The sequence below is a fragment of the Nocardia sp. NPDC051570 genome (assembly GCF_044454005.1).
GTDB lineage: Bacteria > Actinomycetota > Actinomycetes > Mycobacteriales > Mycobacteriaceae > Nocardia.
Map to the genome: position 1 here is coordinate 131,229 of NZ_JBITDI010000019.1, position 13,792 is coordinate 145,020.

General features: G+C 66.3%; 13 protein-coding genes. 8 read left to right on the forward strand and 5 right to left on the reverse strand.

Features of this window, described 5'->3' with window-relative positions; genetic code table 11:
* Positions 1-14 precede the first annotated feature (14 nt).
* From ACIA76_RS35660 to ACIA76_RS35670, 3 genes are all read right to left on the reverse strand, one after another.
* Entirely contained in the window at positions 15-773 is a 759-nt protein-coding gene (locus ACIA76_RS35660) for a lasso peptide biosynthesis PqqD family chaperone (protein ID WP_397158498.1), read from the reverse strand.
* Positions 770-2,599, reverse strand: coding sequence for an asparagine synthase-related protein (locus ACIA76_RS35665; protein ID WP_397158500.1), 1,830 nt, complete (start codon positions 2,597-2,599; stop codon positions 770-772). The genes ACIA76_RS35660 and ACIA76_RS35665 overlap by 4 nt, the downstream gene beginning before the upstream one ends.
* A gap of 162 nt (positions 2,600-2,761) precedes the next feature.
* A complete protein-coding gene (locus ACIA76_RS35670) occupies positions 2,762-2,908 on the reverse strand; it encodes a hypothetical protein (protein WP_397158502.1) in 147 nt (48 codons plus the stop codon).
* 401 nt (positions 2,909-3,309) lie between these two features.
* On the opposite strand from ACIA76_RS35670, the gene ACIA76_RS35675 reads away from it, so the two are divergent.
* The 3 genes from ACIA76_RS35675 to ACIA76_RS35685 all read left to right on the forward strand — a co-directional run bounded on the left by ACIA76_RS35675 (position 3,310) and on the right by ACIA76_RS35685 (position 7,390).
* Positions 3,310-4,470 carry an EfeM/EfeO family lipoprotein gene (locus ACIA76_RS35675; protein WP_397158504.1) on the forward strand — a complete coding sequence of 387 codons (1,161 nt, stop codon included), beginning with the start codon at positions 3,310-3,312 and terminating at the stop codon, positions 4,468-4,470.
* Positions 4,467-5,672: a Dyp-type peroxidase gene (locus ACIA76_RS35680; protein WP_397158506.1), complete on the forward strand. Its 1,206-nt coding sequence runs from the start codon at positions 4,467-4,469 to the stop codon at positions 5,670-5,672. Before ACIA76_RS35675 ends, ACIA76_RS35680 begins: the two co-directional genes overlap by 4 nt.
* A gap of 89 nt (positions 5,673-5,761) precedes the next feature.
* Complete coding sequence (locus ACIA76_RS35685; RefSeq protein ID WP_397158508.1) at positions 5,762-7,390, forward strand: phospholipase C; 1,629 nt, start codon at positions 5,762-5,764, stop codon at positions 7,388-7,390.
* A 6-nt stretch (positions 7,391-7,396) separates the two neighbouring features.
* Here ACIA76_RS35685 and ACIA76_RS35690 read toward each other — a convergent pair whose 3' ends face one another.
* A complete protein-coding gene (locus tag ACIA76_RS35690) occupies positions 7,397-8,086 on the reverse strand; it encodes a peroxiredoxin-like family protein (protein ID WP_397158510.1) in 690 nt (229 codons plus the stop codon).
* An 83-nt stretch (positions 8,087-8,169) separates the two neighbouring features.
* Here ACIA76_RS35690 and ACIA76_RS35695 point away from each other — a divergent pair, with 83 nt between their 5' ends.
* Entirely contained in the window at positions 8,170-8,787 is a 618-nt protein-coding gene (locus tag ACIA76_RS35695; protein WP_397158512.1) for a TetR/AcrR family transcriptional regulator, read from the forward strand.
* Between the two features lie 577 nt (positions 8,788-9,364).
* Positions 9,365-9,985, forward strand: coding sequence for a DNA-binding response regulator (locus ACIA76_RS35700; RefSeq protein WP_397158514.1), 621 nt, complete (start codon positions 9,365-9,367; stop codon positions 9,983-9,985).
* Positions 9,986-10,004: 19 nt separating this feature from the next.
* Here the strand turns inward: ACIA76_RS35700 and ACIA76_RS35705 are convergent, their stop codons facing one another.
* Complete coding sequence (locus ACIA76_RS35705) at positions 10,005-11,072, reverse strand: alpha/beta hydrolase (protein ID WP_397158516.1); 1,068 nt, start codon at positions 11,070-11,072, stop codon at positions 10,005-10,007.
* A gap of 542 nt (positions 11,073-11,614) precedes the next feature.
* On the opposite strand from ACIA76_RS35705, the gene ACIA76_RS35710 reads away from it, so the two are divergent.
* The 3 genes from ACIA76_RS35710 (at position 11,615) to ACIA76_RS35720 (ending at position 13,426) form a co-directional block, all read left to right on the forward strand.
* Positions 11,615-11,869, forward strand: a complete 255-nt coding sequence (locus ACIA76_RS35710; protein ID WP_397158518.1) for a type II toxin-antitoxin system Phd/YefM family antitoxin — start codon at positions 11,615-11,617, stop codon at positions 11,867-11,869.
* Positions 11,854-12,252: a PIN domain-containing protein gene (locus ACIA76_RS35715; protein ID WP_397158520.1), complete on the forward strand. Its 399-nt coding sequence runs from the start codon at positions 11,854-11,856 to the stop codon at positions 12,250-12,252. Before ACIA76_RS35710 ends, ACIA76_RS35715 begins: the two co-directional genes overlap by 16 nt.
* Positions 12,253-12,388: 136 nt before the next feature.
* Positions 12,389-13,426 (forward strand): MBL fold metallo-hydrolase, encoded by a 1,038-nt coding sequence (locus ACIA76_RS35720; protein ID WP_397158569.1) that lies wholly within the window; start codon positions 12,389-12,391, stop codon positions 13,424-13,426.
* The last annotated feature ends 366 nt before the right edge of the window (positions 13,427-13,792 follow it).

A 13,792-nucleotide genomic window follows, 5' to 3' on the forward strand; every position in this document is an offset into this window, starting at 1 on the left:
GAGTTGGCGCAGCATTACGGCTTCACCAGGAATCCGGCGCCCAGTAGCTGGTCGGCCATCGTGGTGAGGTCGTGGCGCGAGCGCGCGGGTTCGATATCGTATTCACCCGCGAGCCCGAGGGCGATATCGTCGACCGACTGCCCGGACAGCATGCGCCGCAACGAATCCAGCCCGGTGTCGTTGAGCTGCCAGTACTGCCCGGTGCGCAGATTGAGCAGCACCGCCCCGGCGTTCGTTTCGGCGCTGAGCACGTCACGATGCATACGAAAGGTTCCCGTGCCCGTGCCCCGTGGGGCACGAGTACGGAAGATCCCCGTGCCCGTGTCCAGCGGGGCAGGACGGTCCGGTGTGGCGCCGGATCGCGCCGGCGCGACGGTCATCAACGGCGTGTAGTACCCCTCGGGCAGCGGTTCATCGATCATCCGCCCCTCGGCCTCCACCCAGGCGTGCGCGCCGAAGGGTGCGGTACGCACGCCGAGCTGCCAGGTGGGCCAGCTGCCGCGGACCCGGCACAGCAGTGCCGTCGCGATCGCCCGCTGCAGACAGCCGTTGACCGCGCAGCGGATGCTGACCGCCATGACCGCCCGGCGCGCCGCGGAGGCCTGGTCGGCCCGGGCCGGGCGGGCGCCGCGACTGACGAATGCCAGCACCGCGCGCAGCACCGCGGGTGGCAGCCGGGTGAGCGGTGCGGCCACCGCGACGGCCAGCAGCGGCACAACCCTGTTCCGCCAGGGCAATCGGATCCGTTCGGGTGCGGCGTAGGGCGTGCTCATAGTCTCTCCTCCGCGCGGGCCTGCCGGGGCTGTGCGACGTGCCGCAGCCACATCTCGCAGCCGAGCGTCATCTCCAGATTCGGCGCCGGATCGTCCTGCTCGCCGCCTGTCGGCGTGTACAGGCTGGTGCGCAGCGCATCGACGTCGATCAGCCCGCGGGCGGCCAGGGCCGAATCCTCGAAAAGATCCAGCAGGTCGGGAAGATGGTGGTGCAGGGCATGATCGACCTCCTCCTCGTAGTCGCCCTTGGTGCGACGATCGAGGATGAAATCGGGAACATGGGTGCGCATCGCCTCTGCCAGCAGGGGTTTGTACCGCCACGGGCTGTACCGTTCGGCGGGCCGGACCATGAGCGCGGCCTCGACCACGCGATCGTCGAGGTACGGAAGATCAAGGCGGAGACCGCCTTCGGCGTAGTCGCGGCAGAGTTGCCGGAACAGCGGGCCCGCGAAACGCAGATAGGTCAGCGCCTCGTGCTGACCGCGATCACGCGCCAGCGGCACGGCCTGCTCGGCGACGTCGCGGAGCACTCGTCGCGCGGTGCCGACCGCATCGGCGGTGGCCCACGGCGTGACTCGCAGCGGATAGGCCCAGTCCAGCTTCGGGGCGTTCGGCGGCTGTGGCGGGTCGGTGAGATGGTCGGCGCTGTGCCGCCACCACGAGTTCAGGTCGCCGCTGCGGCACAGTGCGGCCAGCGTGGGCAGCAGCGGCCATCGTCCCAAGGCCCGGTGTACGCGCAGATCCTGCCACGCCGTCACCGGTTGCCGCCAGAGCAGGGAGTGCAGGTATACGGCGCTGCCGGTGAACAGTTCGTCACCGCCATGTCCGGCCAGGTGCAGGGTGGTGCCGTGCCGGACCAGTCGCTGGATCTGGTTTCTGATGGTGTTGATGCCTCGGACCAGGGCATGCGGAGCTTCGGTATCGGGCAACGAGTACGGGGGCGCGAACACCGTCGGGCCGTCGTCATCGCGCAGTTCGATATGTTCGGCCCGCGTCAGCAGCCGCGCGGCCTCGCCCGCATAGTGCGGGTCGTCGTTGATCGCGCTGCCCTCGGTCCGGCGGAAGACGAGCAGATCGGGCGTGTGCTCGGCGGCGAGGAAGCACAGTGAGGTGGAATCCATTCCCCCGGACAGATCGGCCGACAGCCGCCCCTGCGCCGGTCTGCGCCACGCCACCGCCTCCCGCAATGCCTCACGCACTTCGGGCGCGCCCTCGGCGAGGGTCAGGGTCGGCTCCGGCGGGCTCCACCAGCGCACCGGCCGCGCGCCGGTATCGTCGAGCACCAGATAGGAATCCGGGGCGACCCGCTGCACTCCGCGCCACCAGCTGCGCTCGCTCAGCGGTGGAATCAGTTGCTGGCATGCGATATTCACCGCGAGCATATCCTCGTCCAGCTCGGCGCCGATCATCGCCGCCAGCACATCCGCCCGGTCGGCGGCGATCGGGATCTGCTCCAGGCGGGCAGAGAAGACCTGCCGGGAACCGGTGAGTGTGCCCTGGAACCGGACCCGGCCGTGGATCGAGGCGATGAGATGCGCGCTGCCGGGCAATATCCGAGCCAGCGAGTCCACATCGCTCGGCGTACGAATGCGGGCGGCGAATGCGGTCAGTCGCTCCGAACTCATCGGGCAATGCCCGAACACCGCGATCCGCACACCGCCCGCCTCGGCCACCACGAGATTCTCCGGCGCCCACTGGCCGATCAGCCACGGTCGCCCGGACGAATGGGTGACGATTTCAGGGTCGTGATGGGGAACCTGTCGACCGGCCCGGACGCCACCCGACGAATCGGGAAGGACGACAAGGCTTGTGGTCAGCGCGTACATAGGCAGCCTCGAAACAGACGGTAATGCCGGGCGATGACGGGGACGATGTGGCGCACGAGTGGGGATCGACGAGTCTCGATCCCCACCGTGTTTCATCGGTGTTGCTCAGAACCCGAAGTGGTTCCCGGGAATGGGGCCTGTATCACTGGGCCCCGATCGGTTTCAGTGCTGCTTCTTGAAACCCCAGGTGGTGGCGTCCTTCTTGGTGTGAATCGTGCCGAACGTGTCGGTGGCGACGCGACCGACCCGCACGGCGACCGGAGGCGCGTAGCGCTTCGAGACTGCTTCCTTGGCGGTCGTATCCTGCATGAGCGAACTCCATTCCGTCGTTATCACTTCTTCTGGTTACTTCTTTTCTTCCACCGGGCCGTCGCGAGTTTCCGCGCAGCGCGGAGGTATTCACTGGTTTCGGCACAGGCCGGAGAATGCGCCTCGGTAATGACGCCGATCGAACGTCTAGGAAGACCTTAAGTTGCTTCGAAACTATCGCTCGCCCAACCACTTTCGCACGGAAGCATCGGTTGGTCAACCGCTCCAAGGCATCCCCTATTGCCGACCCCGAATCCCTTGTACCGCAACATTATTGGGGCCTATCGTGAGGTCGCCATGACCTGCGGAAGGTTCGCCTTTCGCCGCGGATATGAATTCCCGCTGTACAGGTGGTGACGGCGGCGTGAGCCGATGAACCGAAGTCCTAGGCTGGCCTGGTTATGGGCAGGATGAGTCGGCCGCGGCGCGGCATCACCGCCGTGGCCGTGGCGGCGGCGCTGACGGCCACGGCCTCGTGTACCGGCACACCCAACCTGCAGACCATCCAGGTCGCCGAAAACGACTGCGGCACAGGCTGGCAGAATCCGCGGCCCGGGGAGCAGACGCTGTATCTCCGAAACACCGGCAGCAATCCGACGACCGTCGACCTGATCGATGTGGGTACCGGCGCGATCTACGCCGAGGTCGTCGACATGGGCCCGAACACCACCCGCGGCGTCCGGGTGCGAATCGGCGGCGGCCGCTTCGCCTTCCGCTGCGCCATGGAGAATTCGGACAATCCGATGATCACCGGTCCGGTCATCACCCTCCCCGGCGCCGCGGCCGGGCCCGCGATCGCACCGGTCGCCCCGGGCGATCTGTACGGTCCGGATGCCCAGTACACCGCGTACGTCTCGAAGGGGTTGCGGCAGTTGGCGATCGACACCGACGCCTTGCGCGCCGATATCGATCGCGGCGACACCGCGGCGGCGAGGACCACATGGCTGACCGCCCACCTCGACTACGAGCGCCTCGGCGCGGCCTACGACGCATTCGGCGAGTACGACGACAGACTCGACGGGCGCGCCGACGGCCTGCCCGGCGGGGTGCACGACCCGCGATTCACCGGCTTCCACCGGATGGAATACGGGTTGTGGCATACCGAACCCTCGGTCGACCTGATCGGACCGGCGAATCGACTCGACACCGACGTGCACGCCCTGGTCGCGGACTTCCCCACCATGCAGGTGCCGATCCGGGATCTCGGGCTGCGCACCCACGAGATCCTGGAGAACACACTGCAATTCCAGTTGACCGGGGATGCCGACTACGGCAGCGGCACCACGCTGGCCACCGCGCAGGCCAATGTCGACGGCACCGAGGAGCTGCTGTCGGTGCTGGATCCGCTGCTGAGAACCCGCTATTCGCCACTGCCCGAGACCACCACCTGGCTGCACCGGTTCCGGACCCTGCTGACCGCCCAGCACCACGACGCGCACTGGACCCCGGTCGCGGACCTGAGCGAGGCCGACCGGCAACACCTGGACGGCACGCTGGGCCGACTCCTGGAATACCTCGCCCCGATCGCCACCATCTGCACCCCTCGGAAAACCTTCCAATGACACCGCCTTCGGTGAATCGCCGATCCTTCCTGCGCGGCACGCTCGCCACCGGAGTCGCCGGTGCGGCCAGCGCCGCGTCGGCGGCGCCGCAGCAGCACGGGGCGATACCGCCCACACCCGCCTTCCACGGAATTCATCAGGCGGGCATCGCGGATCCACCGCGACCGGGAACGCGGACGATCGTGGCGGCCTACGACATGATCGCGGAGAATCCCGCCGAACTCGCCGACCTGCTGCGGACTCTCACCGACACCGCGCGCGCCCTGACCACCGGCGGCCCCGCACCCGCCGTCGGCATCTCCGCACCGCCCGCCGACAGTGGGCTGCTGGGACCCGATGCCCCGGCGGCGGGCCTGACCGTGACGGTCGGGGTGGGCGCATCGCTGTTCGACGACCGGTACGGCCTGGCCGACCGGCGTCCCGCGGCACTGCATGCGATGCGCGGCTTCCCCAACGACAACCTGCGACCGAAGTACTGCCATGGCGATCTGAGCCTGCAGGTGAGCGCGCCGGACTCCGATACCGTCGTACACGCCCTGCGCGCCATCACCCGCGCCACCCGCGGTGCGATGCAACCACGGTGGCGCATGGACGGTTTCGTCAGTCCACCGCGACCGTCCGGAACACCGCGAAACCTGATGGGCTTCAAAGATGGCATCGCCAATCCGGATCCGCCGGAATACGACCGGCTGGTCTGGGCCGGCGAGACAGAGCCGGCCTGGGCGGCGGGCGGCACGTATCAGGTGATCCGACTCATCCGGATGCTGGTGGAATTCTGGGATCGGGTCGATATCACCGAGCAGGAGAACATGTTCGGCCGCAGCCGCTGCGACGGTGCGCCGCTGGACGGCGATCACGAGCAGGACCGACCGAACTACGCCACGGATCCGGAAGGTTCGGTCATCCCGCTGAATTCGCATATCCGGCTGGCCAATCCGCGCACACCGCAGACCGCGGACAGCCGGATCCTGCGCCGCAGCTTCAACTACGACCGCGGTATGGACACCGTCGGCGACCTCGACCAGGGCCTGATCTTCCTGTGCTACCAGCGCAATCCGATCGACCAGTTCGAAACGGTGCAGCGGCGACTGATCGATGAGCCACTGACGGACTACATTTCACCCTTCGGCGGCGGATACTTCTTCATACTGCCGGGCGTACGCGACGACCACGACTACTACGGGCGCGCACTACTGCGGTGACGATTGCCGGTCGCCGCCCGTTCACCGGGCCGACAGCTGCGGGTACGAGGATCAGCTGGCTGCACCACACTGCTTCACAGGAGGACTCCATGGGCAGAAATCCTCGGGCACAGCGCATCTCCGTGCTCGACGGGGCACGACGGCGCACGCCCCGCGCGATCGTGGCCGCTGCGGCGGCCACCGGATTACTGGCCGCCGCCGGATGTTCGTCGTCGACCGGCACCCAGCCCACCACCACCCCACCGGCAGCGGCGGCGACCACGACGCCGATCAAACATCTGGTGGTCCTCTACGACGAGAACATCTCGTTCGACCACTACTTCGGCACCTACCCGAACGCGGCCAACACCGACGGGGTGCCGTTCACCGCGACCGCGGGCACGCCGCAGGTCAACGGCCTGACGCCGGATCTACTCACCCACAACCCGAATCTGTTTCCACCGCAACGCCTTTCACCGACACAGGCGATGACCTGCGATCAGGACCACTCCTATAAACCGGAGCAGGAAGCCTACGACAACGGCAAGATGGACCAATTCGTCCAGAAGACCCAGGTGGCCGACTGCAAGGGCGAATACGGCCCGAACGGCATCGTGATGGACTACTACGACGGCAACACCGTCACCGCACTGTGGAACTACGCCCAGCACTATGCACTGAACGACAATTCGTTCGGCACCACCTTCGGCCCGTCCACCCCGGGAGCACTCGAAGTCACCGCGGCACAGACCTACGGCGCGCGAGCGACCGACCCGAAGACCGGCAAGGTCGTCGAGGATCCGAATCTGGTGGCCGCCGCCGACGACCAGGGCGTCGGCTCCGATATCGACGACGCCGACCCCGCCTACGACGATTGTTCGGACAAGAGCCACACCAGCACCGACAACCTGCTGACCATGATGGGCAGGAATATCGGCGACGGCCTGAACGACAAGGGCATCTCCTGGGGCTGGTTCCAGGCCGGGTTCACCGCGACCGGTAAGAACGCCGCGGGCTATGCCGTCTGCGATACCCAACATCAGAACCTCGGCGGACAACAGGTCATCGACTATGTGCCGCACCATGATCCGTTCCAGTTCTACAAGTCCACGGCCAACCCCCACCACACGGAACCGGGATCACTGGACGAGATCGGCCGGGGCGGCCCCGCCAATCACCAATACGACGCGACCTGGTTCACCCGGGCCGCCAAGGCGGGCAAGCTGCCGGCGGTGAGCTATGTGAAAGCCGGTGCGTACCAGAACGGGCATGCGGGCTATTCCGATCCGATCGACGAACAGCACTTCCTGGTCGACACCATCAACGCCGTCGAGCAGTCGCCGGACTGGGCCTCGACCGCCATCGTCCTCGCCTACGACGACTCCGACGGCTGGTACGACCACGTCGCCGGGCCGATCATCAACGGCTCCAAGACCTCATCCGATGCCTACGCCGCCTGCGGGACCACACCGGCGATGGGCGGCCATCAGGGCCGCTGCGGTGTCGGTCCGCGGTTGCCGCTGCTGGTCGTCTCTCCCTACGCCAAGTCGAACTACGTCGATCACACGCTCACCGAGGAGTCGTCGGTGGTGAAGTTCATCGAGCAGAACTGGAGCCTGCCCGCGCTGGGCAACGGCGCCTCCGACACCGAATCCGGTGATCTGACAGGCATGTTCGACTTCCAGCGCGCGCAGGCGGCGACCGTACTGCTCAGCCCGGACGGAACCCTCCAGCACTGAACGGTGTCACGCCAGCAGATCGAGTGCGGTGATGATGTCGGCGGATTCGGTGCGGGTGGTGTAGTTGGGGTGGACGTCGATCCAGCGGATCACCCCGGTCGCGTCCACGAGCACCGCCGTGGGCATCGGGACGTCGTGCGTGGCGTCGGCGTTGACCTGGGTCAGATCCAGTCCGAGGGTCTGCTGCGCGGTGCGGGCTGCCTCGGTCGAGGCGGTCAGCACGCCCAGGCCGCGGGCGATCCGGTTGCCCGGATCCGACAGCACCGTGAAGGTCAGTTCGTTCTTCTCCGCCATGGTCAGTGAGCCGTCCGGCTTCTGCGGGCTGATCGCGATCAGCTCGATTCCCCGGTCGGCGAGGACGGGCACGAGCTGTTCCTGATACGCGTGGAGGGCGACATTGCAGTACGGACACCACGCGCCGCGATAGGTGACGACCACCGCGGGCTTACCCCGGCGGGCCTCGGTGAGTGTGGTCGGGTTGCCGTGCACGTCGAGCAGTTCACCATCGGGCATCGCGGATCCGGCGGGCAGGACTCCGGCCGGGATTCCCGCCTCGTCCAGAAGCGCCTGCTCGGCGCTGAATGCGGCCAGCACCTCACCGGGGAGCCGGGTGACCGATTCCGCATGCAGGGTCGCTACTCGCTGGGCGATCGTGTCGATTTCGGTTGTCATATCGAGCCTTTCGGGCTTCGTCATTGACTGGATCGAACAATCCAGTAATACCGAGCTGTGACTGGATAGTCAAATCCAGTTTTCCGGATCTCTCGTACCCTGGAGCGATGAGCGAGACAGCCACCCGCCCGAGCACCGCGCGCGGGCAGGCGACCCGAGAACGGATCGTCACCGCCGCCGCGCAGCTGATGTTCGAACGCGGCGTGGCGGGCACCAGCACACCGGACGTGCGCGATGCCGCCGCGGTCAGCTCGTCGCAGATCTATCACTACTTCGCGGATAAGAGCGCCCTGACCAGGGCCGTGATCGAATTCCAGGCCGCCCGGATCCTCGACGGACAGCAGGCCCTACTCGGTCGGCTCGACAGTATGCGGGCCTTGCGCGCCTGGCGGGACGCGGTGGTCTCGATCGTCCGAGACCTGGACTGCCGCGGCGGCTGTCCGCTCGGCAGCCTCACCAACGAACTCGCCGACAGCGATCCGCTCGCCCGTGCCGCGCTGGCCGACAGCTTCACCCGATGGACCACCGCGATCGAGGACGGCCTGCGCGCCATGGTCGACCGCGGCGTCCTGCGCGACGACACCGACCCCCACCACCTCGCGCTCGCGACGGTGGCGGCCCTGCAGGGCGGGCTGATCCTCACTCGCGCCCACCGCGATACCGAAGCACTCGAGGCCGGACTCGACGCCATGCTCGAACGCATCGCCTTCCACGCGGCACCCTGAGGCCATCCGATGGCATCGAAGACCGCGACGGGGTGGAGATCGGCGTGTCGGCGACACCGCGACAAGATGCTGCGGATCTGCTGCGAATTCCGCTGGGAGTCCGATGAGAGGTTCCCGGCGGAAGAGGTCACGAGCACCGGGTCGGCCGACCGGAAACTGGTGCACGAGAAGGGCTTTTGATCTCGCAGCGGCGAACTCGCGGGCGAATCGCCGGACTTGGCGAGCGTCGGATCGCTGATTACCGTGCCGAGCAAGCGGTTTCGCCGACGTTGTCATCTGCCCGACAGGAGTACCACCATGCAGGACTTCACCACGATGCTCGGAACACTCGGCTACGACGTGGTGTCGGTCGGTCAGAGCGTCCTCCAACTGCTGACCGACGCACTCGGCACCGGCAGCACCGGCAGCTGAGGACAGTAGCCGACGGGCGCGCGACCGGGGACGGCGGTGATGACTTTTGTCATCACCGAATCATGGAGTCCCTCACCGGGATTCGATGACTGCGCTTACTACTGATGACGAACCGCGTCATCGCGTCACGCGAGGAGTTCATGCTCGAAATTCGTTGGGAGAACAGATGATTCCGGTATTCCTGGCCGATGACGAAACGCTTGTCCGGTCCGCGTTGGCCACCATGCTCGGTCTCGAGGCCGATATCGACGTGGTCGACCACGTCGGCTCCGGCGAGGAGCTCCTCGCCGCGTGGCGGCGCCACAGCGACAGCGGCGAGCCTGTCGCGGTGGCCGTCATCGATCTCCAGATGCCCGGCATCGACGGTATCGAGACCGCCGTGGAACTGCAGCGGCTCACACCCGGCGCGGGCAGCCTGATCGTCACCAGCCACGGCAGACCCGGCTATCTCAGACGAGCCCTCGCGGCCGGAGTGCGTGGCTTCCTGCCGAAGACCACCTCGGCAGCGACGCTGGCCGAGGTGATCCGCACCGTCCACAACGGAGGCCGCTACGTCGACCCCGAACTGGCCGCCGAAGCCATCAGCTCCGGCAACACCGTCCTCACCGCACGCGAAGCCGATGTCCTCGAATACGCCATCGACGGCGCACCCGTCGAGGACATCGCGCGCCGCGCGCATCTGTCGGCGGGCACCACACGCAACTACCTGTCCTCGGCCATGGCCAAGCTCGGCGTATCCAATCGCTACGAGGCCGCCCTCAAAGCCCGTGACAAGGGCTGGATCTAGGCCGGCGGCTCCCGGCGGATCAGCCGATGTTCGCCGACAGATCGGGGAGCATGCGGTAGACCTCGGACTCCCAGTTGCGCCAGTTGTGCATGCCGACGGTCGGGAAGTCGTAGGTCGTATTGCCCCCACCCAAACTCATCATCCGCACCTGGAAGGCCCGGGTGCCGGCCATGGCCAGTGTCTCCAGCGGGACACCCTGAACCACGTCCAGGGCGCTGTGCACATCGCCCGCGGCGGGGATACCGGTCGCGGCGGCGACCCACAGTCGGGTATTGTGGGCCTTGAGCTGCGGTGCGAATACGAACGGGTCCATCCGCAACCATGCCGCGCCCCACGGCGGAGCCATCGAGTCGATGTTGTAGCCACCGGCATCGATCATGGCCGCGCGCAACGCCTCTCGCATACCCGGCGCGGAGTTGTTGAGGTAGCCGGAGTAGGAACCGGCGTAGCTGAACTGGTCCGGGTGGTAGGCCGCCAGCGTCAGCGCGGCACTGCCGCCCATGGACAGGCCGAACACGCCGTTGCGGACCGGATTGAAGCCCAGCCGATCCTTCAGGGCGTTGCGCAGGTCCTGGGTCAGGAAGGTCTCCCAGGTATAGCGGTAGCTCTTGCCCGGGCCACCGGCGGCCACCTGGGTGATGCCCGGACCGCCCGGCGCTCCACCCGAGGGGGCCATACCGAAGAACTCGCTCGCCGAGTTCCAGTCGGCATAGAAGCTCGACTGGCCGCCGATCGGCATCACCACATTGATGTTCGCCTTGGTGAGCGCGTCGACGATGTTGGTGTTGATCTCCCACCCGGACAGATCCTGTCCGGCGCGCATCCCGTCGAGCGCGTACACGACGCGACCGGTGTTGCCGTCGGCCGCACGGAAGACGCGGGTCTTGATCGGCCCCATGGTCGGCGACGTCACCCAGAAGTCGGCGCCCGACGGATTGAACGCGGCCGAAGCAGTGCCGGCATCGGCCACCGACACCCCGAACGGCAACAGCGTCGCCAACGCCATCCATGCCGCGGATCGCCTGAGCCAGCCGGCCCACCGTCCCGGACGTCTTCCCTGCTCCTTGCGCACAGTCACGCCTCGCATACTCTGTTCGGCCTTTCCCTCGCACGGCCAACCTCGGCCGCTTCCTGCGGATAGCCACCACGACACATGAAAACCAGCGTCCGGCAGCCGTTCTCGCGGGAGCTTATCGCTTCCGCAAAGGAATGGCGTTCCCAGAACACAACGTAAAGATGAACTTGCCATTGGCGCACATTGCCCCCGAACCTCCGAAATCCGCGCTACCTGGGGTTTCACCCTCCCGCTCACGCCCCGGCGCAGAGCACGACCGGTCCGTTCCCTTTTAGGTCCTGCTTAACCAACTCGGTTTAGGTCCTCCTTAACCAAGTTGAAGCAGCAGAAGAGATTCCAGCAAACTACACCGCCCTTTCGGATCATGATCGATTTCAGTTCCCCTGAAATCCTTTCCAGTAGAAACAGACCCGCTTCGGCGTGGCAGCACACCCACACGCACGACGACGGTCGGCGGCAACGCCCTCCCGCAACGACCTCGTCGCCGCCTATGAGGCCCTGCTGCCTACCTGCCCGAGGATCCCAAAATCAGATATTCTGAATTCATGACTACGATGACGGCAGCCGAGGCATCGAGAAACTTCTCGGCGGTGCTCGATCGTGCCGAGCACGGCGAGACGATCACGATCGTCCGGCACGGACGCACCGTCGCGACCATCACACCAGCTCCGAAACGGACCGGCCGGGCCCTGCGCTTGGCTCTGGAAGACACCGACGTGCCACCGTTCGATGAAGATTACGAGTCGGACATCGCGAACGCGTTGTCGCTGGTTTCGGATGAGGTGAAGGACCCGTGGGCCGAACACTGATCCTCGACACGGGAGTACTGATCGCGTACGAGCGGGGAACCATCGAACGGACCGCCTACGACGACGACGAACTCGCCGTCGCAGCCGTGACCGTCGCGAAGTTCCGGGTCGGCATCGAACTGGCCGACACCCCGGATCGCGCGGCGGCGAGGTCACGCAGACTGGATCTGCTCCTCGCGGATATCGACGTGCTGGAATACACCAAACGCACGGTCAACTACCACGCCCAACTTCTTGCCCACGTCCGCCGAGCGGGTGCACCGCGCGGCGCCCACGATCTGATCATCGCATCCCACGCAGCAGAAACCGCCCGAACTGTGGTCTCCCTCGATGCGAAAGCACGGTTCGGACAGCTACCCGGCGTCACAGCAATCACTCCCTGAGCCCCTGCGCAACCCGCACTCGGTCGATCCGAATACCCAAAATCTCAGTGACCGTTTATCTTTCGGAATCTCGGATCGGCCGCTACGTTGGCGCCTCATGTGCCAAGATCATGGACTCGTGTCCCGGCGGTCGCTGATGCGTGGGGCGGCAGCGGTCGTCGGTTCGACCGCAGGAGCCGGTCCGGCCGCGATGGCCGCGGCCCCGCGGAACGTATCCGTTTCCACACCCGCCGATTCGCTGATCACCCTCGGTACCGCGGCAGGGCCGCCGATCGGCGACCGAGCCGGATTCGCTACCGCACTGACAATCGGCGACGGCGACGACGCACACATCTATCTGGTCGATTGCGGCCGAGGCACGGTCCCCCGGTTCCACCACGCCGGGCTCGACATCCACCGGCTGCGAACGATGTTCATCACCCACCTCCATATCGACCACATCGTCGACTACCCCAGCTTCCTGCTCGGCTACTGGTGGGACGGAAAAACCGACCGACCCCTCCAGGTGTACGGGCCCGGATCGGCGCGCGGACTGCAGCCCGGCCTCGATCCGGCCGCGCCGACCGTCGGGAGTGCGGCTGGAATCGACCTCGGCGGCGAACCCGGGCTCGGCGCCCTCACCGACCACCTCATCGCCGGCTACGCCTACGGAGTGAACGTCCATATCCGATCCATGCATCAGGGTGATATCCGGCAGCTGATCGCAGCCCACGAGATCGCGGTCCCGCCCGGCTCGGATTTCATCCACACCGCGCCACGGATGTCCCCGTTTCCCGTGTACCGCGACGAGACCGTGGCCGTCACCGCGACGCTGGTACCGCATCACAATGTCTACCCGTCGTTCGCTTTCCGGTTCGATCTGATCGACGGCGGGTCGGTGACCTTCTCCGGCGACACCGTGAAATCCGACAACGTGATCGAATTGGCTTCCGGCACCGACATTCTCGTGCACGAAGCCATTCTCGACCATGAGGACGACTACAGCCGGGCCTCGCACACCAGCGCCGAGGACGTCGGCGCGGTGGCCGCCGCGGCCGGGGCGAAACATCTGGTGCTCAGTCACTACTACGGTGCGCCACCGGACGATCCACGCTGGGCCGACCGCATCGGCCGGCACTATCGAGGGCGGCTCAGCATCGCCCGTGACGGCGACATCTTTCCGCTACCGCGCTGACAGAGCACACATGCGATGCCGCCGGACTTCGGCGGCTTTCAGGAGCGGAGCGCGTGAGTCTTCTTCGGGTGCGCTCCCCTCTGTCGCTCCGATCCGGTACATCGGATTTAGATTTGCTACGCATTAACAAATGAGATGCTGATAATGCGTGACGGGCCTTCGATTGCCGAATGAAAATGGGGGGTGCAACCGGTCAGTCGGGTGGTCCATCCGGTCTTCCGGAAATTCAGCTCCGCACACCCGAACAGGCAGCGCCGGCACGACTGGGCATTCGTTCCGACATGCTCCGGCCGAGCATCCCATTGTCGAATCATGTTGATGCAGAGTGCAATTGATAGAGACGAACCGCCGGGATCGCCGGATCAT